The organism is Asticcacaulis sp. AC402 (genome assembly GCF_000495835.1).
In the GTDB taxonomy this organism is placed as follows: domain Bacteria; phylum Pseudomonadota; class Alphaproteobacteria; order Caulobacterales; family Caulobacteraceae; genus Asticcacaulis.
Genome location: NZ_AWGC01000014.1, coordinates 134,129 through 155,555, shown reverse-complemented (window position 1 = coordinate 155,555; position 21,427 = coordinate 134,129). Strand labels below are relative to the sequence as shown.

General features: G+C 60.9%; 21 protein-coding genes. 8 read left to right on the top strand and 13 right to left on the bottom strand.

Annotation, left to right across the window (positions count from 1 at the left end; translation table 11 throughout):
- Positions 1-15: 15 nt before the first annotated feature.
- Positions 16-1,017 (top strand): prolyl aminopeptidase, encoded by a 1,002-nt coding sequence (gene pip, locus ABAC402_RS29275; protein WP_023449300.1) that lies wholly within the window; start codon positions 16-18, stop codon positions 1,015-1,017.
- Positions 1,018-1,298: 281 nt separating this feature from the next.
- Here pip and rodA read toward each other — a convergent pair whose 3' ends face one another.
- The 6 genes from rodA to ABAC402_RS29245 form a co-directional block, all read right to left on the bottom strand.
- A complete protein-coding gene (gene rodA / locus ABAC402_RS29270; protein ID WP_023449299.1) occupies positions 1,299-2,462 on the bottom strand; it encodes a rod shape-determining protein RodA in 1,164 nt (387 codons plus the stop codon).
- Positions 2,463-2,470: 8 nt separating this feature from the next.
- Positions 2,471-4,477 (bottom strand): penicillin-binding protein 2, encoded by a 2,007-nt coding sequence (gene mrdA, locus ABAC402_RS29265; protein WP_023449298.1) that lies wholly within the window; start codon positions 4,475-4,477, stop codon positions 2,471-2,473.
- A gap of 11 nt (positions 4,478-4,488) precedes the next feature.
- Entirely contained in the window at positions 4,489-5,061 is a 573-nt protein-coding gene (locus ABAC402_RS29260) for a hypothetical protein (protein ID WP_052025293.1), read from the bottom strand.
- Positions 5,058-6,221: a rod shape-determining protein MreC gene (gene mreC / locus ABAC402_RS29255; protein WP_023449296.1), complete on the bottom strand. Its 1,164-nt coding sequence runs from the start codon at positions 6,219-6,221 to the stop codon at positions 5,058-5,060. The genes ABAC402_RS29260 and mreC overlap by 4 nt, the downstream gene beginning before the upstream one ends.
- A 180-nt stretch (positions 6,222-6,401) precedes the next feature.
- Complete coding sequence (locus tag ABAC402_RS29250; RefSeq protein ID WP_023449295.1) at positions 6,402-7,445, bottom strand: rod shape-determining protein; 1,044 nt, start codon at positions 7,443-7,445, stop codon at positions 6,402-6,404.
- A 292-nt stretch (positions 7,446-7,737) separates the two neighbouring features.
- Positions 7,738-8,469 carry a TVP38/TMEM64 family protein gene (locus ABAC402_RS29245; protein ID WP_023449294.1) on the bottom strand — a complete coding sequence of 244 codons (732 nt, stop codon included), beginning with the start codon at positions 8,467-8,469 and terminating at the stop codon, positions 7,738-7,740.
- Between the two features lie 160 nt (positions 8,470-8,629).
- Here ABAC402_RS29245 and ABAC402_RS29240 point away from each other — a divergent pair, with 160 nt between their 5' ends.
- Positions 8,630-9,838: a pyridoxal phosphate-dependent aminotransferase gene (locus ABAC402_RS29240; protein WP_023449293.1), complete on the top strand. Its 1,209-nt coding sequence runs from the start codon at positions 8,630-8,632 to the stop codon at positions 9,836-9,838.
- Positions 9,839-10,077: 239 nt separating this feature from the next.
- Positions 10,078-11,217, top strand: coding sequence for a glycosyltransferase family 4 protein (locus tag ABAC402_RS29235; RefSeq protein ID WP_023449292.1), 1,140 nt, complete (start codon positions 10,078-10,080; stop codon positions 11,215-11,217).
- On the opposite strand, the gene ABAC402_RS29230 is transcribed toward ABAC402_RS29235, so the two are convergent.
- The 3 genes from ABAC402_RS29230 to ABAC402_RS29220 all read right to left on the bottom strand — a co-directional run bounded on the left by ABAC402_RS29230 (position 11,195) and on the right by ABAC402_RS29220 (position 12,848).
- Complete coding sequence (locus ABAC402_RS29230) at positions 11,195-11,698, bottom strand: GNAT family N-acetyltransferase (protein WP_023449291.1); 504 nt, start codon at positions 11,696-11,698, stop codon at positions 11,195-11,197. The genes ABAC402_RS29235 and ABAC402_RS29230 overlap by 23 nt on opposite strands.
- A complete protein-coding gene (gene arfB / locus ABAC402_RS29225) occupies positions 11,688-12,119 on the bottom strand; it encodes an alternative ribosome rescue aminoacyl-tRNA hydrolase ArfB (protein ID WP_023449290.1) in 432 nt (143 codons plus the stop codon). Before arfB ends, ABAC402_RS29230 begins: the two co-directional genes overlap by 11 nt.
- A 258-nt stretch (positions 12,120-12,377) precedes the next feature.
- Positions 12,378-12,848 (bottom strand): Dps family protein, encoded by a 471-nt coding sequence (locus ABAC402_RS29220; RefSeq protein ID WP_023449289.1) that lies wholly within the window; start codon positions 12,846-12,848, stop codon positions 12,378-12,380.
- A 198-nt stretch (positions 12,849-13,046) separates the two neighbouring features.
- On the opposite strand from ABAC402_RS29220, the gene nadA reads away from it, so the two are divergent.
- The 5 genes from nadA to ABAC402_RS29195 all read left to right on the top strand — a co-directional run bounded on the left by nadA (position 13,047) and on the right by ABAC402_RS29195 (position 17,279).
- Positions 13,047-14,168: a quinolinate synthase NadA gene (nadA, locus tag ABAC402_RS29215; RefSeq protein ID WP_023449288.1), complete on the top strand. Its 1,122-nt coding sequence runs from the start codon at positions 13,047-13,049 to the stop codon at positions 14,166-14,168.
- Between the two features lie 181 nt (positions 14,169-14,349).
- On the top strand, positions 14,350-15,879 hold the full coding sequence (locus tag ABAC402_RS29210) for an L-aspartate oxidase (RefSeq protein ID WP_023449287.1): 1,530 nt from the start codon (positions 14,350-14,352) through the stop codon (positions 15,877-15,879).
- Entirely contained in the window at positions 15,879-16,727 is an 849-nt protein-coding gene (gene nadC, locus ABAC402_RS29205; protein ID WP_023449286.1) for a carboxylating nicotinate-nucleotide diphosphorylase, read from the top strand. Before ABAC402_RS29210 ends, nadC begins: the two co-directional genes overlap by 1 nt.
- Before the next feature lie 46 nt (positions 16,728-16,773).
- On the top strand, positions 16,774-17,028 hold the full coding sequence (locus ABAC402_RS29200) for a type II toxin-antitoxin system Phd/YefM family antitoxin (protein ID WP_023449285.1): 255 nt from the start codon (positions 16,774-16,776) through the stop codon (positions 17,026-17,028).
- Positions 17,025-17,279 (top strand): Txe/YoeB family addiction module toxin, encoded by a 255-nt coding sequence (locus ABAC402_RS29195; RefSeq protein ID WP_023449284.1) that lies wholly within the window; start codon positions 17,025-17,027, stop codon positions 17,277-17,279. The genes ABAC402_RS29200 and ABAC402_RS29195 overlap by 4 nt, the downstream gene beginning before the upstream one ends.
- Here the strand turns inward: ABAC402_RS29195 and ABAC402_RS29190 are convergent.
- The 4 genes from ABAC402_RS29190 to ABAC402_RS29175 form a co-directional block, all read right to left on the bottom strand.
- Complete coding sequence (locus ABAC402_RS29190; RefSeq protein WP_031235502.1) at positions 17,276-18,403, bottom strand: acyltransferase; 1,128 nt, start codon at positions 18,401-18,403, stop codon at positions 17,276-17,278. The genes ABAC402_RS29195 and ABAC402_RS29190 overlap by 4 nt on opposite strands.
- A 67-nt stretch (positions 18,404-18,470) precedes the next feature.
- Entirely contained in the window at positions 18,471-19,457 is a 987-nt protein-coding gene (locus ABAC402_RS29185; protein WP_023449282.1) for an HlyD family secretion protein, read from the bottom strand.
- A gap of 25 nt (positions 19,458-19,482) precedes the next feature.
- Positions 19,483-20,196 (bottom strand): ABC transporter ATP-binding protein, encoded by a 714-nt coding sequence (locus tag ABAC402_RS29180; protein ID WP_023449281.1) that lies wholly within the window; start codon positions 20,194-20,196, stop codon positions 19,483-19,485.
- Positions 20,193-21,323 (bottom strand): ABC transporter permease, encoded by a 1,131-nt coding sequence (locus ABAC402_RS29175; RefSeq protein WP_023449280.1) that lies wholly within the window; start codon positions 21,321-21,323, stop codon positions 20,193-20,195. The genes ABAC402_RS29180 and ABAC402_RS29175 overlap by 4 nt, the downstream gene beginning before the upstream one ends.
- Between the last annotated feature and the right edge of the window lie 104 nt (positions 21,324-21,427).

Sequence of the window (21,427 nt, the reverse complement as noted above, 5' to 3'; positions counted from 1 at the left end):
CTTGTCTTAGAGCTCATGACCGATTCTGCCAATTCGAAGCCCAGGCCCGCGCCGCGCCTTTATCCCGACATCGAGCCGTTCGACACCGGCTATATGGCGACGGAAGGCAAACATCGTATCTATTACGAACAAAGCGGCAATCCCGCCGGCCTGGCCGTCGTCGTGCTGCACGGCGGTCCCGGCGGTGGCACCTCGCCCAACCTGCGTTGCTATTTCAACCCCGATGGCTACCGTATTGTCATGCTGGACCAGCGCGGCTGCGGCAAGTCGACACCCCATGCCTCACAAGACGTTTCGCTGGAGGATAATACGACCTGGCATCTCGTGGCCGACATTGAGCGGCTGCGCGAAAAACTGGGAATCGACAAATGGGTGGTGTTCGGTGGCTCGTGGGGTTCAACCCTGGCGCTGGCCTATGCCTTGAAACACACCGACCGTGTTGCAGCTCTGATCCTGCGCGGCATTTTTCTGGTGCGTAAATCGGAGCTCGACTGGTTCTACCAGGAGGGTGCGTCGCACCTCTATCCCGACATCTGGCAAAAATTCATAACGCCGATCCCTGCGACTGAGCGCGGCGACATGCTGAACGCCTATGTCCGGCGGCTAAACAGCGCCGATCGCGCCGAAGCCACGCGCTGTGCCCTGGCATGGAGCGGCTGGGAGGGCGATACATTGTCGATTGAGGGCCCTTCGGAAGCCGCGTCGAAATTCTCCGACCCCGAGTTCGCCCTGGCCTTTGCCAGGATCGAGAGTTGGTACTTTAAGAACGGCGGATTCTTTGAATCCGACAACTGGGTTTTGGAAAACATCCGCCGGCTCAAGGACGTGCCGGCGTGGATCATCCAGGGCCGCTACGACGTCGTTACGCCAATGACGACGGCTTGGGAACTGCACCAGGCGTGGCCGGAAGCGAAGTTCAACCTGGTCAAGAAGGCCGGCCATTCGTCCAGCGATCCCGGGATATTGGAAGGGTTGGTCGCGGCGGCGGATGAGGCTCTGGTGGCGTTGGGGACGTAACAGGCAGCGGCCTGTGGATTGTCGCCGCTTGCGTCTCGAGCCTCGCCGGCGGGCAGCACTTCGGCCCATAAAGGGCATCGGTTGCGTGACACCTCCCCGCACGTGGTGGAGGACAAGGCAGTAAGGGTTTTCGGAGAGCCGCCCTTTCCGGGTCAAGTTTCAAAACGCGCGCTCGGAAAATTGGCAGCCTTGAGTCAGGCAGCCGGAGGCAAGCGACGCAGGTATACGTCATTCCTGCAAGCGCAGCCGACGCACTGCTCGGCCAGGGATGCGGATTTTCCCTACTCGAAGGCAGCGAGGAGGGACGACTGCTTGGGCAACTCCTGGTAGCGGTGGACCTTGACGCCCAGGATCAGCCCGAAACCGGCCATCACCGTCAGCATGACTGACCCGCCATAGGACACCATCGGCATGGGAATCCCCACCACCGGGAAAAGGCCCATCACCATGGCTCCGTTGATCAGCACATAGCAGGCATAGGTCGCGATCGCTCCTGACGCCGCCAGCCGGCCAAAGTGCGAGTGCGACAAAGCCGCCATACGCAGTGCCATAATGATGATAAGGCCGTTCAGCAGCAACACCATGGCGCCGCCGACCATGCCCAGTTCCTCGCACACCGCTGCCATGATGAAGTCGGTATGCTTTTCCGGCAGGAAGTTCAACTGAGACTGCGAGCCCAGCCCCAGCCCCTTGCCCAGCAGGCCGCCCGAGCCCATGGCGATCTTGGACTGCAGGATGTGGTAACCGTCGCCGGATGGGTCGCCTTCGGGGTTGAGGAAGGTCAGGATACGTTTGCGCTGATATTCGTGCAGGATGAAGAAAAACGCCAGCGGAATCGAGGCCGCCGCGCCGACCGCCGCCGCTGCGATGGCCTTCCAGTTAAGGCCGGCCAGCACCATGACGGCGCCGCCGGTCAGCATGATCAGCATGGCTGTGCCCAGGTCCGGCTGGTGCATGACCAGACCCGACGGCACGGCGATCATCAGGGCCGGTACCAGCAGCCACCACGACCAGTTTGCGTCTTCGGGCTTGCGTTCATGGTAGAATTGCGCCAGGGCCAGGACGATGGCGAGCTTCATGAATTCCGACGGCTGGAACGACACCGGGCCGAACTCCAGCCAGCGCTGGGCGCCCATGCGGGTATCACCGAACAGCTCGACCAGGACAAGCAGGATCAGCGACACGGCATAGGCGGGATAGGCCATCCACAGCCAGAAGCGCAGGTCGACCACGGCCAGAATCAGGGCCATGGTCAGGAACAAAGCAAAGTTGCGAAGTTGCGTATAGGCCCACGGCTCCCAGCTCATGCCGCCGACGCTGTATTGGATCAGGGCACCGATACCGGCGACCATCAACAGCAGGGCGACGAAGACCCAGTCGATCTGGCCGATCTTGCTGTCGTAACGTTCCCGCTGACCGGGACGTGAAAGGGCGCTCTGAACCATTGTACTCTCTAATCCCCCGGCGGAGCTTCGGCCCGCAGGCCTTCATTGGGCATGTCGCTGGCGCCGGCAACCTCGCCGCGTTCCAGCGCCGCCTTGTCCAGCGCCGTGTTGACCGGGCCCGTGATGCGCTTTTGAATTTCCGGATCCTTGATCATGGCCAGGCGCATGATCTCGCGCGCCTTAGGGGCGGCGAAGCGGCCGCCGGCGACGCCATGTTGGACCACGACGGCACAGGCATATTTCGGTGCATCCGAAGGCCCGAAACAGACGAACAGGCCGTGGTCCTTGTACTTCCATTCCGCGGCCTTGCGCGTCCCGGCCTTGTCGTAACCGCGAACCTGAGCTGTGCCGGTCTTGCCGGAAATCTGAATGTTTGGCCCAAGATCAAGCTGCGAATTGGTCCTGCCGGTGCCGCCGGGTTCGTTGGACACCGCCCACATGCCGCCGCGCACGATGTCGAGGTGCGCCTTGGGGATGCCGAGGTCGGCATATTCCTTAGTGTGGTCGATGACCTGATCGCCGATCTTGCGCACCAGGTGCGGTTCGACGGCCTTCATGCCGTTGGCTATACGCGCAGTAAAGACGGCCAGTTGCAGCGGCGAGACGTTGACATAGCCCTGACCGATGGCGACCGACAGAGTTTCACCCGGATGCCATTTGGGATCGAGATGACGCGCTCTTGTGCTGCCGTTGAACCATTCGCGCTTCCATTGCTCGGTGGGGATAAGGCCCTTCTTCTGGCCGCCGATTTCGAAGCTGTCAAAAACATGGCCCAGACCCAGCTTGCCGGCGAACTTGGCGATGCGGTCGACGCCGGCGCGGTTGCACATGGCATAGAAATAGGTGTCGCACGAAAACTTGTGCGCGTTACGCATATTGACCGCGCCGTGAACACCGTGACAGCGGAAAAAGCGGTTGCCGGACTGCAATCCGCCGCGGCAAAAAACCTGTTCCTCCGGGTCAATACCGGCGTCGAGGATCGCCAGGGCGGTCGCCATCTTGAAAGTTGAGCCCGGCGCGAAAGTCGAGCCCACCGACTTGTCGAGCAGCGGCTTGCGTTCATAGTCGGCCAGGACGCGATAGGCCTTGGACGAGATACCCGAGACGAAAAGATTCGGATCGAAACTGGGCGCCGACAACATGCAGATGACTTCGCCGCTGTGGATGTTCATCATCACCGCCGAGCCGGAATCGGTGCCAAAGGCTTCCAGCGCACGGTTCTGGATGTCGAGGTCAAGGGTCAGGGTGACGTCCGTTCCGGGCTCGGGCGGAATAGAACCGTCGCCGTCTTCGCCGACCACCTTGCCGCCAGCGTCGACCTCTATCTTGCGCCCGCCGGCTGTACCGCGCAGCACATTGTCGAACGACTTTTCGATCCCCTGCTTGCCGATGCGGAAACTGGGGTGGTGCAGCAGGTTGAGGTCGGCATCCGCCCTCGTCTCCTGGACCTTCATATCGGCGGCATTGATCTTGGAGACGTAACCGACGACATGGCTGAAGGCGCCGCCGTGGTAATAGGCCCGAAGCTGATCCATGTCGGCGACCACACCGGGAATATCGGCAGCGTAAAGGCTGACCTTCGAAAAGTCCTCCCACGACAGATCACCGGCGATCAGGGTGGGGACCGAGCGCTTGTTCTGGTTGATGTCGCGCAGGATGCGGCGGCGCATAGTTATGGTCTGGGGCAGGATGTAGGACACCTGATCCAGCGTCGTATCGATGTCCTTGACCTCATTGGTCTCGATCATCACGCGAAAGGACGGGCGGTTGCCGGCGATGACCTTGCCGTTGCGGTCCAGGATGTCGCCGCGTGGCGGGGGAATGACGCGGAAATTGAACTGATTGCCAACCGACATCTTGGAGTACTTGCTGCCCTGCAGGATTTGCAGATGCGCCAGTCGCCCCGTCAGCGCGACCAGGCCAAACGCCACGAAGCCGCCCATCAGGAAGGCGCGCCGGGTGAAAACCCCCTGGCTCTTGTTGATATCGTTGAAGACGATCGACATTTCAGCCATGACGAACCGCCCTACTGAAATCGAACATCGGCATGGAGATACTTCTCCATGAGATACCACACCGCCGGAAAGAACAGAGTGGTGGCGAAGGCCTGCTCAAAAACGCCAAACAGGCGCGGCACGCTGCCAGTGTCGATGCTCATCACCACGGTGCAGAGCCCGAAGAAGACGAGTTCCGTCAACAGGAAGACGCCGAAAACGACGAGCCAGTCCTGGCCGATGATATAGGTGCGCGCAAACACCAGGACGGCATAGACCAGCATGAGGTTGAGCGTCCAGAAGCCCAGCGGCGCACCCCAGAAAAAGTCCAGGAAGATACCCAGCCCCCCCAGGACAAAGGGCGCAATATAGGATGGCCGGATCAAAGGCCAGGCAAAGGCCAGAAGCAGGGGCGTTACCGGTTCAGGCAGGTACAGGCCTAACGGCTGGAAGGCCGTCGCCAGGACAATGGTCGCGGCAAGGCTGATCAGCGCCGGCGCCAGAATCCAGTCCCACGGGCCGATAATCCTGGACGCCATGCCGCCGCGCATCCCCCGGTTCAGCGGGCTGCGTTCGAACAGGCCGCGCTTCATCAGGGGTTTCATGGCTGAGCCCCTGCTGGCGATGAAGAGGCGGCCGTCGAAGTCTGAGCCGCTTCCGGTGGTAATGCCGAACTGGACGACGACGAGGAGGCAGCGGCAGGACGCGGACGCGGTGCCGTCGAAGACGACGAAGCGCGATTTACCGGCCGCGCTGGGGTTGCGGCGGGCGATGCACTGCTGCTCGTGGCGGCGGCCGGGGCCGGGGCTTGAGATTGGGCCACGGATTGGGGATCCACCCTGGGCATGGCGGGCGGCGGCAGGATATCGCTGACGGGCGGACTGCGCAGAAGCGTGGAGGGGTCGGGCAATTGCGAGAAGTCTTTGAACTTGACGACCTTGACCAGTTCGATCGGGGCGCGGTTGGAATAGAGGCGCACGCGCCAGACGCCGTCGACGCCCTTGACCGCCTCGCCCACTGGCAGGCCGCGCGGGAAGATGCCGCCGTCGCCGGACGTCAGTATCTGGTCGCCGACGCGGACACTGTCCCTGCCGCGGACGAAGTCGAGCTTAGTGTATCCGGTATTGCCGTCGCCGTTCATCATGGCGCGGGCGTCCGAGCGCATAACCATGACCGGAACGTGCGAAGTGACGTCGGTCACCATCAGCACGCGCGACACGTCGGGTGAGACGCCGACGATGCGGCCGACCAGGCCCTGGTCGGTAATGACCGGATTTCCGAAGGTGATCCCCTTCTTCGAGCCGGCATCGATCAGGCGGTTATTGGCGAAGGGGCCGCGCGAAACCGATACCGAACGCGCCGCCACCATGTCCATTTCCGGCTCGGTGCGCAGGTTCAACAGCTTCTCGTAGCGCGAGTTGAGGTCGCGCTCCTGCTTGTACAAGTTTTCATACTGCGACAACTGGGCGACCTTCGTGCGAAGGACACGGTTCTCGCTGACCGCGAAGAAATAGTCGTCCAGCCAGTTCGTGCCGGCACCGACCTTTTGCACCGGCCAGGAGATGGCGTTGTTGACCGGTCCCGCGGCGCTGTCGAAGCCGGAGCGTTTGGCGTAGGCCTCCGCTTCGACCTGTTCACTGCGGTCGCCCAGCAGCATCAAGGCTGCGATGATACAGACCAGACCGACCACCCCCATCACCGCCCAGGTCATGGGCAGCTTGATGTGTTCGAAATGCTTGTTGTCTCCGTACGACACGCTACTCATCCCCTACTGTCGGAGAACTACAATGGTAATTTAGGTCCGCCGTCGGTCGCTTTCAGTCTACGCCGATTCTAGGTCAAAGTGGTTGAAGATTGAATGTCACTTTGCCCTAGTTTTTCTGACGCCTCATGTTTATCCCAAAATGCGGCCGCCCGTGCGGTGGAGCCACTTTCAGGCATGAGGCTAGGACATCGTGGCGTCAAGAATGCCCTTCATCCACCGGGGATGTTCGAGCACCCGGCCGCAGCCGATGGCGACGCAGCTCAGCGGGTCTTCGGCAACCGACACCGGCAATCCGGTCTGGTCGCGGATTTCGATATCCAGGCCGCGCAGCAAGGCACCGCCGCCGGTCAGCATGATGCCCTTGTCGGCAATGTCGGCCGCCAACTCCGGCGGAGTCGCTTCCAGCGCCACCTTGACGGCATCAATGATCTGGGCAACCGGTTCGGCCAGGGCTTCGGCTGCCTGCCGTTCCGACATGCGGACTTCGCGCGGCACGCCCTGCATCAGGTCGCGGCCCTTGACGTCGATGGCCATACCTTCGCCGTCGTGGGGGACGCGGGCAGTGCCAATGTCCTTCTTGATGCGTTCGGCGGTAGTTTCACCGATCAGCAGGTTGTGGTTGCGGCGCATGAAGTTGGTGATGGCTTCGTCCATCTTGTCGCCGCCGACGCGAACCGACTTGGAATAGACGATACCCGACAGCGACAGCACGGCGACTTCGGTGGTGCCGCCGCCGATATCGACGACCATCGAACCGGTCGGCTCGTGGATCGGAAGGCCAGCGCCGATGGCCGCTGCCATGGGTTCGTCCAGCAGGCCGACGCGGCGTGCCGAGGCATTGAGGCAGCTGTCGTTGATGGCACGGCGTTCAACAGCGGTGGCGCCCGAAGGCACGCACACGATGACCTTGGGGTTCACAAAGCCCTGACGGTTGTGAACCTTGCGGATGAAGTGCTTGATCATTTCCTCAGCCACTTCGAAGTCGGCGATGACGCCGTCCTTCATCGGCCGGATGGCCTCCATGTGGCCAGGCGTGCGGCCCAGCATCTGCTTGGCCTCGATACCCACGGCGTGGACGATCTTGCGGCCGCCGACATTGCGCAGCGCAACCACGGACGGCTCGTTGAGGACAATGCCCCGGCCCTTCATGTAGATCAGGGTATTGGCCGTACCGAGATCGATGGCGATGTCATTGGAAAATCCGCCGAAGAAGGACTTGAACATGGAGGAAACTGCCTTGGGACGCGTCTTTTTGGCGTCTGTAATCGATGCTTGGGATGCCCGGATACACCACCTGCCACGCCAAGGATTACGCCTTGAATCAACAGGTCAGAGCTGCCGGAATGGCTTCAATTGCCCTTAATGGGACCCAATTTCAAGAGGGTTGTCAGGCTTGCAAAGAAAAAGTTGTATTCACCCCCCGGAAGAATTGGTTAATCATTTGTATTCTCTCACTAATCATACCCGTGACAGCACGTGATCACGTATTATTGTCATCGTCTGTGCAAGGGCCGTTTCAGCCCTTGTTCTTGGCCCGCATGTACAGGGTCCGGGCCAGCAGCATCAAGGCCAGCCAGACCGCTGCGAGGGCTGCCATGGACAAGGCCAGTTTCCACTGTCCCTCGCCAGTAAAGGCGCTGAGTGACCCGCCCATGAGGGCGACCAGAATGATCTTGGGCAGGCTGCCCAGAGCGCAGCCTGCGGTGAAGCCCCAGAAGGATGCGTGGGAGGCGCCGAAGGCCATATTGACCACGATCGGCGGCGCCGTCGGGATGTTGCGCACAATGAAGGAGGCAGAAAAGGCGTTGTTGCCGACATAGGTCGAGAGCTTGTTGAGCCGGTCGCCGCCCAGTTTTTGCAGCAGCCCGGAACCAGCGAACCGTCCGATATAGAACTGCATTGCCGCCGCCACCTGGGTGGCGAACCAGCTGTAGAATCCGCCCCAGACCGGTCCGAACGCGACAACGCTGGCGGCGATCAGGACAAATTGCGGCGCGCCGACCAGACCGGAGACACAGAAGACGACAGTCACGATAACGATGGCCAGCGGAGAACGCGCATATTGCGCCATCCAGTGCTCGAGGCCGGACATCATCTCCTGGCCCCACGGTGACCGGCCAATCAGGATCACGCCGACGACCAGAGCCAGCAGCAGCAGGCTGACCCACACGGCGCGGATCATTTTGGCATCGAGATTGAGAAGAAAGTCTGAAACCTTTTCCCAGATTTGGTGTAGTTTATTGTGCATCGCACACCATTATGGCCTGAAGGATACACTTCAGACAAGTCTTCTATCTACGCAAGAGAATTTGACTCGTATGCACTATGAACCATGGACAAACGAGCGCCACCGGGTAAAGAAGGGGCTGCATTTTTCCGCCCCAGCTATCGATCCCAGAGGACCCGTCATGGCCGTGTTTTCCGAATCCGAGACCCTTAAACGGGTAAAGCCCTCGCCCACCCTGGCCGTTTCAGCCAAGGCGCGAGAACTGGTTCGCCAGGGCAAGAAGGTCATCAGCCTGTCGGCCGGGGAACCCGATTTTGACACACCGGAAAACATCTGTGATGCCGCCATAAAGGCGATAAAGCGTGGGGAAACCCGTTATACCGACGTCGATGGCATCCCGGAGCTGAAGTTGGCCATTGTCGACAAATTCAGGCGTGAAAACGGCCTGGAGTACAAGACGACCCAGGTATCGGTTTCCCCGGGCGGCAAGCCCGTGATCTACAACGCCATGATGGCATCGCTAAATCCTGGCGACGAAGTCATCGTCCCCGCCCCTTACTGGGTCAGCTACCCCGACATGGTGCTGCTGGCTGGCGGCACCCCCGTTTTCGCCATCGGCGAGATGGAGACCGGCTTCAAGCTGAAGCCCGAAACCCTGGAAGCGGCGATTACGCCGAAGACCAAATGGGTGATCCTCAACTCGCCTTCTAATCCCTCTGGCGCGGTTTATACCGCGGACGAACTGCGCGCCCTGGGCGAGGTACTGAAGCGCCATCCGCAGGTGTGGATCCTGACCGACGACATGTACGAACACATCCTGTTCGACGGATTCGAATACGCCACCATCGCCCAGGTCGTGCCGGAACTGTATGAGCGTACCCTGACCATGAACGGCGTGTCGAAGGCCTATTCTATGACCGGATGGCGCATCGGCTACTGCGCCGGGCCTGAGCCGCTAATCAAGGCCATGTCGAAGATCATTTCGCAGTCGACCTCCAATCCGTGCTCAATCGCGCAGTGGGCCGCTGTCGAGGCGCTGAACGGGCCTCAGGACTTTATCCCGCAGCGCAGCGCCATTTTCCAGAAGCGCCGCGACCTGGTCGTGGCCATGCTGAACGGCGCCAAGGGGATCCACTGCCCGACTCCGGAAGGCGCCTTCTACGTCTATCCGTCTGTGGCCGGTTGTATCGGCAAACAAACACTATCGGGCAAGATTATCACGTCGGACGAAGACTTCGCCGGCGAGTTGCTGCAGCAAGAAGAGGTGGCCGTGGTTCATGGCGCCGCCTTTGGTTTATCGCCTTTCTTCCGTATCTCTTATGCGACGTCGGAGGTCGTACTGACCGAAGCCTGCTCGCGCATCCAACGCTTCTGTGCCAGCCTGAAATAAGCGCCTGACGGCGAAGACTTTACTTTGTACGTGCGTTTTGCCTTTTGATAGCAACCCTCGATGACCTTGATTCATCGCGGGTTGGCACCAGAGCTTTTGCGAGGCGCCATCGGGACCGCCCTTTCGGCGGCGTTTGATCTGAAAAAAGCGAATACCAAGCGTCTTTCTTTATGGGGCTTGGTATAAGCCAAACGCCGGGTCTTGTCCCGAGAGACAAAACCGGGCAAGACTTCCACTATATGAGCATTTCGTCGCATTCCTGGCTGATCTCGCCTGCCCTTGTCCTGCTTGGACTGGCAGGTTCCGCCGTTGCGGCGGTCCTGTTCAGTCTTCTGGTGCTTTGGGGCGGCCCCGTCGACCGGCCGCGCGAACGCGGCGCCCACACCACCCCCACGCCGACCAGTGGCGGCCTGGCCATCATGGCCGCCTGCGGCCTGGTTACGGCCATAGCACTAGGGTTATTCGGCAACATGATCCCCGGGGGATGGTTCAATGGTGCCCTCCTGTTCGGGTTCGCCAGCCTGATGGGCCTGTCGGGTGCGCTGGATGACCTGATCGACCTTCCACCTAAGCTGCGTCTCGGTTTTCAGATCGGTCTGTGCCTGCTGTTTGCCTGGCTGTTCCACGTCGATACCCTGACCTTCGGCCCTGGTATGACTGTAACACTTCACCCCGTCATCAGCACGCTGGGCTGTACCCTGTGGCTGGTGCTGGGCATCAACACCATCAACTTCATGGACGGCGCCAACGGCCTGGCATCCGGCACACAGAGCCTGGCCCTGGTGGTTCTGGCCGGCCTGATCCTTCTGCTGGCGCCCATGGTGCCGCTGGGCAACGATCTCGGCGTGGTACTGCTGATCTGCCTGTGCGCCGCCGGCGCCCATCTCGGCTTTCTGCCCTTCAATCTCACGGGCAAGGCGTTCCAGGGTGATGCCGGTGCCCTGTTCGCAGGCGCTTTGATTACCGGTACCAGCCTCGTGGTCAAGGCCTACGGCATTGGCTCGGTGTGGTTTGGCGGTTTCCTCCTGGCGCCGCTGATCGTCGATGTGGTCCTGACACTGATCACCCGCCTGCGCCAGGGCAAGGACGTTATGCGGCCGCACAAGGAACATCTCTATCAGCTGTGGCTACAGCGCCGTGACCCAAGCCACTTCCGGCTGGCGGTCCGGGTATGGCTCCTGTGCGCCGTTTCCAGCGCCGTCGGCCTGGCGGCACGCGCTGTCGACCTGCTGTATCAGATCGATATTCGCTTCGCGTGCCTGACGACCGTAATCCTGTTGTACAGCCTGGTGTGGGGACGGGTTCGCCGCGAATTGCTCAAAAATCAGCCTTTAACCACATCGTCATCTTCTGGCGTCACCGCACCAGAAGTCCCATAACGAGGTCGTCTTCGTAGAAACCGGCCTCGTCATAGATCCGGTTCTTCAGACGCCCTTCGACGACAAACCCCAGGCCGTGGTACAACGCGAGAGCGCGAAGGTTGCTCGCACGGCAGCCCAACTCGACCCGGCGAATATGCTTAAGACCGCTTTCGATTTCGGTGATCAGCGCCGCGAACAGAGCCCGGCCTAAGCCCTGGCCCTGGAACTGCGGATGAATGGCGATGGTCAGGTCGCCGAAGACGTGGGCGAACTGCGACTGGGGCATCGGCCAGCCATGGATCTCGCCGACAACCCGGCCGTCAGCCATGACCAGCAGACTCAAGCCTGTCTGGGTTGCCTGGTTCAGAAAGCCAGCGACGTAGGTCGCCGTAATCTCTTCAGGCTTGCGCGCAAGGCCGCCTGACGCGGCTGCGGCCCGGTACATGGTCGTGATGCCGTCAAGATCATTCAGGGTCGAACGGCGAATGTCAGGCGTCATCGTCGTCTCCCGGCGTGGCGCGACCGGCCTTGATGCCGGCGCGTATTGCTTTTCCGGCGAGGCGTCGGCGCACCGAGCCCTTGGTCGGCTTGGTACGGATGCGCGGCGGCGGCGGCGGTTCGGCAGCCTTCTGGACCAGTTCGACAAAGCGTTCCAGAGCGGCCTTGCGGTTCATATCCTGGGTGCGGTGAGTCTGGATAAACAGCACCAGTTCACCCTGACTGTTGACCCTGCGACCACCCAGCCGGATCAGGCGCTGCTTGACGTCGTAAGGCAGGGTCCAGTTGTTGACGATCGAGAAGCGCAGCTCGACAGCGGTTGAGACCTTGTTGATATTCTGACCGCCAGCCCCTGACGCCCGCACGAAGCTTTCGTGCAGTTCGTCGTCAGGAACCGATAACTGGGGCGTGATGAAGACCATGCCGCCTTTTGGCGGAGAGCGTGGCCGATGTCCAGAGTTTGCGGATGGCGGCGCGGGGTGACAGGACCAGCGCCAGAAGCGGCGCGAGGCGCTCGATCATCGGTGTCGTCGCCCGTCCGGTTGGTCTGCCGTTCAGCTGTTGCACAGCGAGGCAGATGAAAAACCCGCTGGAATATTCCCGTTCACCGGCGTTAGAGCGGGATTTGTTTTTCCGCGCACTTTTTCCGGAACGTGGCTTTCACTTTACCGTATTGCGCCTTAACCCAGAGTGGCACTTAGCATCCAAAGGTGCTTTTCATGAGCCGCCAGGCGCGTATTGGCCAGGTCCTGCGACGGACCGTCGCCGGCCTTTTCAGATACCGCGACCAGCGCCTTCAGCGACGTGATTACCTGCCTGTGGCCTTCGGCCAGATCCCTGACCATGTCTTCGGCTGCCTTCGAAGGATCGCCTTCCGAGACGGAGGTCAGTTTGGCAAAGGCGGTATTGGTCATCGGCGCGGCTTGGCCCAAGGCGAGGATACGCTCGGCGATCTCATCCAGAGCCGTCCACTGTTCGGTGTACTGGTCCATGAACAGCAGGTGCAGCGAGCGGAAGGTCAAACCGCGGACATTCCAATGGTAACCATGGGTCTTCAGATAAAGGGTGTAGCTGTCGGCAAGAACCTGCGACAACGCCTTGCCAACGGTCTTGTCGTGATCGACCTCAGTGGAAACGACAGTATCAGCCATGATAACTCTCCCTATAAATACACCGCAACGAGATATGAACAGGGCTGTAAGGAATCAAGTAGGTTCGCCGGATTTCACCAATTGTCATAATTCGTGATCACGGTATTTGCTCGGCCATATTGCATCCTGCTCCGTTCTGGCTATTTTAAGGCTACCTTATGCTGAAAATGAGCATAAGGGTCGAAAAGGACCAGGCCGATGCCCGATAATGTTCTTGGCGCTACCGCTCCTCCGCTTGAGCGCAGGTTCCCCCTTGAGTTCACCCCGGCTGTCGAAGCCGAAACCGCGGTCATCCGCGGCCGTCTGGCCGGCAAGGTCTCCGAGTTGGAATGGCAGCTGCAGGCGCCTTTGATTGCAGCCATCAACCGGTTAAAAAAGGAAAAGAACGCGGTCGTCCTGGCCCATAATTACATGACACCGGAGATCTTCCACGGCGTCGGCGACTATGTCGGCGATAGCCTGGGCCTGGCGCGCGAAGCGGCCAAGTCCGATGCCGCCATCATCGTCCAGGGCGGGGTCCACTTCATGGCCGAAACCTCGAAGATCCTGGCGCCCGAAAAGACGGTTCTGATCCCCGATCTGCGTGCCGGCTGCTCGCTGGCCTCCAGCATCACCGGCGCCGATGTCCGCCTGATCAAGCAGCGCTATCCCGGCGTGCCCGTGGTGACCTATGTCAACACCACCGCCGATGTGAAGGCTGAAACCGACATCTGCTGCACCTCGGCCAATGCCGTCCAGGTGGTGGAATGGGCCGCCAAGGAATGGGGTACCGACCGGGTCATCATGATCCCCGACCAGTTCCTGGCGAAAAATGTCGCCCGCCAGACCCACATCAAGATCATCGCCTGGGCGGGCGCCTGCGAAGTCCATGAGCGCTTCGATGCCGACGATATCGCCCAGGTGCGCCTGGCCTATCCGGATGCGATTGTCCTGGCTCATCCGGAATGCCCGCCCGAGGTGATCGCCGCCTCGGACTTCACCGGTTCGACCACGGCCATGAGCGACTACGTGACGCGCAACAAGCCAAAGCAGGTGGTCATGGTCACCGAATGCTCCATGGCGGATAATGTCACCGCCGATGCGCCGGGCGTCGAATTCCTGCGGCCCTGCAACCTGTGTCCGCACATGAAGCGCATCACGCTGCAAGGCATTTATGACAGCCTGGTCAAACACCAGTTCGAGGTGACGGTCGATCCCGAACTGATCCCGCGCGCCGCACAGGCGGTGCAGCGCATGATCGACATGCCGCCACTCAAGGTCCCGGCTCGCTACGACATGGTCAAGGCCCGGCATCACGTCGATGTCGAGATGATAAGTTAATCCCCTCTCCCCGTTCTTTTGCCTGCCGGCGAGGCCGGGGAGAGTTTAGGGTTAGGGGCATACTGAACATTCAGGTGTTCAGCCGTTCTTGGAAGGCCCCTCACCCGATCGCCGTCACTTCGTTCGGCTCTCGTCCTCTCCCCTCAGGGAGGGGAGAGGGAAAGTCAGAAGGAGGCCTGTCATGGCCGCGAAAATCTATATCCATAACGGTCCCCTGGTCATCGGCGCTGGTCTGGCCGGTCTGTCGGTCGCGCTCAACACCGCTCCGCACAAGACCCTGGTCCTGGCACCCGTGGCGCTGGGCGTGGCCTGTTCCTCGGCCTGGGCCCAGGGCGGGATCGCCGCGGCCCTGTCGGACCAGGATTCGCCCGAGGCTCACGCCCGCGACACCATTGCCGCCGGCGCCGGTATCGTCGACGAACTGGCGGCCAAGACGCTGACGGATATGGGTCCGGAGACAGTACGTAAGCTCAACGAGATGGGCGCGCCTTTCGACCACGCGGCCAATGGCGACTTCGTCCTCAACCGCGAGGCTGCCCACGGCCTGGCCCGCGTGGCCCGCGTCGGCGGCGACCTGGCCGGCAAGGCGATATTGGAGGCGGTCGTCAATGCCGCACAGGCTGCTACGCATATCGAAATCTGGGAACCGAGTTTTGCCCTCGGACTGATCACATCGCACGAGGGAGATGTGATCGGCGCCGTGGTGCAGCACGGCGAACGGCGCGTCCATGTGTTTGCTCAGGCTGTGATCATGGCCAGCGGCGGATCGGGCGGGCTGTTCGCCGTTACAACCAACCCGGCCAACCTGCGCGGCGAAGGCATGGCCATGGCCGCCCTGGCCGGCGCTGTTATCGCCGATCCGGAATTCGTCCAGTTCCACCCGACGGGTTTGAAATTCGGCCTCGACCCGGCCCCCTTGGCCACTGAGGCCCTGCGCGGCGAAGGCGCTACCCTGGTCGACAAGGACGGTGTACGTTTCGCCTTCGAGGATCACCCCGATGGCGAACTGGCGCCGCGCGACATCGTCGCCCGCGCCGTGCATAAGGCGAACGCGTCGGGCCGTGGCGCCTTTCTCGATTGCCGTCAGGCCATCGGCGATCACTTCCCGGAGGAGTTCCCGACGGTGTTTGCCTCGTGTATGGCGCAGGGCGTCGACCCGCGTACCATGCCCTTGCCCGTCGCTCCGGCGGCCCATTACCATATGGGCGGCATCGCCACCGACATCTCCGGCCACACCTCCTTGAAGGGGCTATACGCCGCCGGGGAATGTGCCTCGACCGGCGTTCACGGCGCCAACCGCCTGGCATCGAACTCGCTGCTGGAAGCCGCGGCCTTCGGTGAAAGAGTTGGGGAGGCCGCAATAAAGGAACTGCGCAACCCCGATCCGAAGGATGCCATCATCCCAGAGGTGCCACCACTGGTTGCAAACGCCGACATTCAGCGCCTGCGCGACGCCATGAGCCTGCACGCCGGCCTGGTCCGCGACGCTGCGGGTCTCGGGGAACTGCTAAGGCTGATCGAAACGCTGGAAAGCCGCTATCCGGGCGCCCTGGCCCTGGTCAGTGCACGTCTGATTGTGGTTTCGGCCTTGCAACGCAACGAGAGTCGCGGTTCTCATTATCGCAGCGATTTTCCATTGCCTTCGGCAGAAGCGAAACGCACATTTACAAGCTGGACTGATGTCCGCGCACCACAAGGGGAATACGCCTGATGTATCTGACCGGCCTGCCTGACCTGCTTGTCGAACCCGTAATCAAGGACGCTTTGCGGGAGGATCTCGGCCTGGCCGGCGACGTCACCGCCCAGGCCGTCATCGCCCCCAATGCGCGTTTCAAAGCCGAATTCAAGGCGCGTGAAGACGGCATCTCCGCCGGTGTTGACTGCGCCCGCCTGGCCATGTCGCTGATGGATCCGCAGGCGCGCTTCGAAATCCTGCTGCCCGACGGCAGTCATGTCCAGCCAGGCGCCGTCATTGCCCGCGTCGAAGGCAAGGCGCGCGCCATCCTGGCCGCTGAGCGCGTGGCGCTGAACCTGCTGTGCCACCTGTCAGGCGTCTCCACCCTGACCTCGAAGTATGTCGCCACGGTCGAGGGTCTGAAGACCAAGATCGCCTGCACGCGCAAGACCCTGCCGCTGTTGCGCGCCCTGCAGAAACACGCCGTCAAGTGTGGCGGCGGTCATAATCACCGCTACGGGCTGGACGACGCCATCCTGATCAAGGACAACCACATTGCCATCTGCGGCGGTGTCGCTCAGGCCATGGAACGCGCCAAGGCGGGGGTCGGCCACACCATGAAGATTGAGATCGAAGTCGACTCGATCGCCCAACTGAAACAGGCACTCCCTTTTGGACCTGACGTGCTGTTGCTCGACAATTTCTCGCTGGATATGTACGCCGAAGCCGTAAAGCTGGCGGCTGGCAAGACCATCCTGGAAGCCTCGGGCGGGGTCAATCTCGATACGGTGCGCGCCATTGCCGAGGCGGGCGTGGATGTGATTTCTGTCGGAGCATTGACCCACTCGGCGCCGAACTTCGATATCGGCCTGGACGCGGTTTGATGGTCGCCGCGAACCATTGTACAACTACCCGTACAATAGGTGCCCTATGCGACATATCAGTTATTCAGCCTTCCGCGCCGACCTGGCCAATCAACTGGACAAGGTCAATGAGGACCATGCGCCGCTTCTGATCACCCGTCAGAACGGCGCACCGGCCGTCGTCATGTCGCTTGAGGATTTCTCGTCCTGGCAGGAGACCATGTATCTGCGGTCCAGCCCGAAGAATGCGCAACGTCTTGATGAGGCAATTGCCGAACTGAGAGCGGCTCGCGGTATTCAACGCGATTTGATCGAAGAATGAAGGTTACCTTCTCCGAACGCGCGTGGGAAGATTATCTTTACTGGCAGACTACCGATAAGGCGTTGCTGAAACGCATCAACGCGCTGATCAAGGACATAAGCCGATCACCGTTCGAAGGTATAGCCCAACCGGAACCGCTGAAGCATGAATGGTCAGGTTACTGGTCGCGTCGAATCGACCAGGAGCATCGGCTGATCTACGAAATTTTTCACGACGCCATTCTCATCGCTCAGTGCCGGTTCTATTATTAAACTCCGCCGCGGACGAAGCTAAACTTCGATACCCAAGTGCTCAGCGGCTTGTCGACCAAGGCGTCGAACAAGAAGGCCGTGATCATCGCCGCCAAAAGGGCCGTGGCCCAAAGCGCCCACTGCGCTGGCAGCCCCAGGCCCAGCATGGCCACGACTTTGGGCGTCAGGCTGAACCAAACCGCGCCAACCAGCGAGTGGGTTAGGAACAGGGCAAACGAGGCCCGGCCGAGGCGCTGCGTCACTACGGATTCGCGGAATGTTACGCCACCGGATACGGCCAGGACCGTGCCCAGCAGCATCAGGATCACCGTGTCGCTCAGAAGATGGCGCGGCAACAAGGCCAGGCCGCAAGCCGCTGCGAGCGCCACAGTCGCCAGCGGCCAGAACATGGCTTGGCTGAGGCGTAAACGGGCGGTGGCGCGCTCGATCAGATTGCCGAGAATGAACAACGGAATGGCGCGTAATAGCCCCCATGCCAGGGGCAGGTCGGCGAAGGCATGGCTTGCCAAGGTTTCGGACAGGACGTGCGCCGCCGCCAGAACGACGGCCGCGATACCGGCCAGCACGATGAGGGATCGATGGTGCACCCAGCGGGCATAGACCGCGAACAGGCCGTAACAGACCAGGAGGGCTGACAGGGTCCAAGTCGGAATATTCCAGGTCGGCGTGCCGATAATGCCCCAGCCATGCACCATGAAAGCCTGGGCAAACAGGGCATTGAGACCGTAGTGGTCGCCGTGGTTAGGCGGGAAACCTAGCAGGGTCGCCGTGACGATAAAAACGGCAAAGATCAGCAGCACCACGAGATGCGACGGCCACAGCCGGGCAAAGCGTTTCAGGAAGAAGTGGGTCGGGCGCATCTGCGATTGGGTCAGGCGGCCACCATAGGCGCGTGACAGCACGAAACCCGAAAGCATCAGGAATAAGTCCGTGGCCAACCAGCCCTGTTCGAAGATCGGGCTGACCAGGCGCAGATTGACCGGCGCCGACGGGCCAAAGTGGAACAGCAGAATAAAGGCCGCCGCCAGGAAACGCAGGACGTCCAGGCTGGCGCCCCCGCGCCGCGCCGGGAGATCCGCGGGGACAGCAGCACCGGGCACGAAGGGGGTGGAAAGAGGCTTCACCCCTTCTGAATACCGCAGGTGCGTTAAGAACCAGAAAAAAAGCCGCCCCGAAGGACGGCTTTTCATCTTATTTCTTTGCCGGTTCGGCGGGCTTGGGCGCTTCGCGCTTAACCCCGGCCTTTTCGCCCGGTTTCATGTATTTGACCAGTACGCGCTGTCCGATCAGGAAGGGCGTGCCGTCTGCCGATACAACGACCTCGACGACTCTTTCGTCGCTGGCTTCGTTGCCACTGTCCGACTTCAGTTTGCGCGCGCCGAAGGTCGCCGCGATGCGGATCACCTTGCCAATATAGGTCTTGGTCTGGTCGGCTTCGGGGATGATCTCGACCTCCTGGCCGACCGAAACATCCGGAATCGAGCTTTCGACGATTTCCGACCGGATGATGTGCGGCACGGCAGGTTCGAGATCGAACATAGTGGAGACGTTGAGCGTCGAGGCGCCGCCGCCTGGATTGGCATAGCGGCGGATAATCTTGCCGTCCATCGGGGCACGAACAATGGTCAGGTCGAGATTGTACTCGGCCTGGGCCAGTTGGGCGCGGGCCGTGGCGACCGCGGCCTGCTGCGTCCCAAGGGTCGCCTGGGCGGTGGCGATCGCATCGCGCGCCTGGTCGAGTTTCTGCTGCGCCACGAAGTTGGAGGGCGCCAGCATGGCCAATCGGTCATATTCGCGTTGCGCCGTGGTGATAGTGACCTGGGTCAGAGCCAGTTGGCTTTCGGCCTGACGGACCTGAGCGCGGGCACTGTTGACGGCCAGCAGACTGTCGCGGTTTTCCTGGCGCGCCAGTATCTGGCCCTTGGTGACCGTATCACCTTCCTGGACCAGGACCTCTTCGACGATACCGGCGCGGCGCGCGGCAACTTCGATGACGCCGCCCTCGACATCGACCTTGCCATTGGCAATGGCGGCATAGGGACTGGGCGGCGCCTTGACTTCGGCCTTGGGGTCAGCCTTACCGCCTGGCGCCGGCATGTTGCAGGCCGTGAGGGAGAAGCTGGCGGCGGCCGTCAGAATAACGGCAAGCGCTGTAGCGGAAACGGTTTTGCGAGACATGATGCTTCTTTGTTTCTCTTCGATATCAGGCGATTGAGGGCGGTTCCGAAATCATAGTGTCGCTCAGAATCTTCCCGTCTTCCATGTGAATGACGCGGTCGGCATAGGCTTCAAGGCGCGGGTCGTGGGTCACGACAATAACGGCGGCGCCCCGCTCCTTGGCAGCCTGATGCAGCAGTTTGATAACGACCTGACCGCTGACCGAGTCGAGCGCCGACGTGGGTTCATCGGCAAACAGCAGTTGCGGCATCTTGGCCAGCGCGCGCGCGATGGCCACCCGTTGCTTTTCTCCGCCCGACAGTTCTGCTGGCTTCTGATTGAGCCGATGCCCCAGGCCGACCGACTCCAGCGCCGCTACGGCACGCTTACGCACGTCTGCCTTGGGCACGTTGCAGTATTTCAGCACCTGCTCGACCTGCTGCGTCGCACTCAGGGCGGGAAACAGGTTGAACCCCTGAAAGATGAAACCGCAATGGTCAAGACGAAACTTGTCAATCTTGCTGCGCTTCTTTTTCCACAGGCTTTCACCCAGGGCCAGAACTTCACCTTCATCGGGCTGCATCAGGCCCGAGAGGGCGGCGATCAAGGTGGACTTACCCGAACCCGAAGGCCCCATGACCATGGTAACCTGACCGTGCCAGGCGGTGAAATCGACATTTTTCAACACCACCTGGCGCTGCTTGCCGATCTTGTAACCTTTGGTCAGTTGCTTGGCGTCCAAAGCTAATTTTGCGCTCATCGTAACAGATCCGCGGGCTGGCTCTTTTTCAGGACGCCGAGCGAAAGCAGGCCCGACAGGACGGCGATGGTGAGCAACATGACGCTGACGGCGATGATCGACCACAGCGGGTAAAACATGCCCAAGGCGAAGAATTTGGCCAGGTAGGTGACCCCGACCAGCAGGATGGCCGTCATGCCCAGGCCGGCCACACCAACCCAAAAACTGAGTTCCATAATGACAAGGCGAAGACTGCCCATCGATACGCCAAGGGCACGCAGGGATGCGAACTCTTTGATGTTGGCAAGGATCGCGCCTTGCAGGGTCTGCCAGGTAATGACGATGCCGATGAAGACCCCGACAACCAGCATGAAGCCGAGCAGGATAACGATAAAGGCTTCCTTGAACATCAAGGCCTGATTGCGCTCGGAGAGTTGTTCACGAGTCCAGGCCTTGAACTGCCCCTTGCCAATGACATTCAGTTCCTTGGCCACCTGCTCTGCCCGCGCCGGGTCAGATATCTTGACAAGGATCGTGCCGATACGGGGGCCCTCATCTGTGATATAGGTCAGCTTGGCCGTCTGGCGCGACATAAAGACCATGGCATTGAACATGCTGGGATAGTTTTCGACGGTTGCCCGCACCGTCACCGTTTTGCCGTTCAGCGTTGCCTTGTCGCCGACCTTGACGCCAAGCTTGGCCAGGCTGGTCCGATCGACGACGACGCTGTAGGGCTCCTGCAAGGCAACGATAACATTCTCCGGGAAGTCCGTCGGCAGGGTCACCGCATTTTCCATGGGATCGACGACAATAACCTGGACGCCATCCTTCTTGGACGGCTGTTCCGGAGTCGGAAAGTTTGACCAGAAGGCCCAGTTAACCGAATAGGGCATAACTTCCGTCACCTCTGGATGCTGATACAGCACCGGAATGTTACGCCGCGGCTGGGTAGAGCCAAAGCCCTCGGCATCGGTGGGAAGGATCATCAGATTGGCCGGGGACCGGTCGATCGTTGCGGTAAAGCTCTTGCCGATGCCCATGAACATGCCGACCATTGACATGACCAACAGTCCGGCGACCGCAAGGGCAATGACCGCGGCCATATAGCGCCGCCACTCATAGATTAGTGTCGATAGAGCGAGGGACATTATACCACTTCAAACGGCACCCAATCGTGCTGGGGCACCTTTTACGAGTTTCTTACAAAGGTCTAATTAAATCATCGTAACTTGCGTTACGAATTGGCAATGTT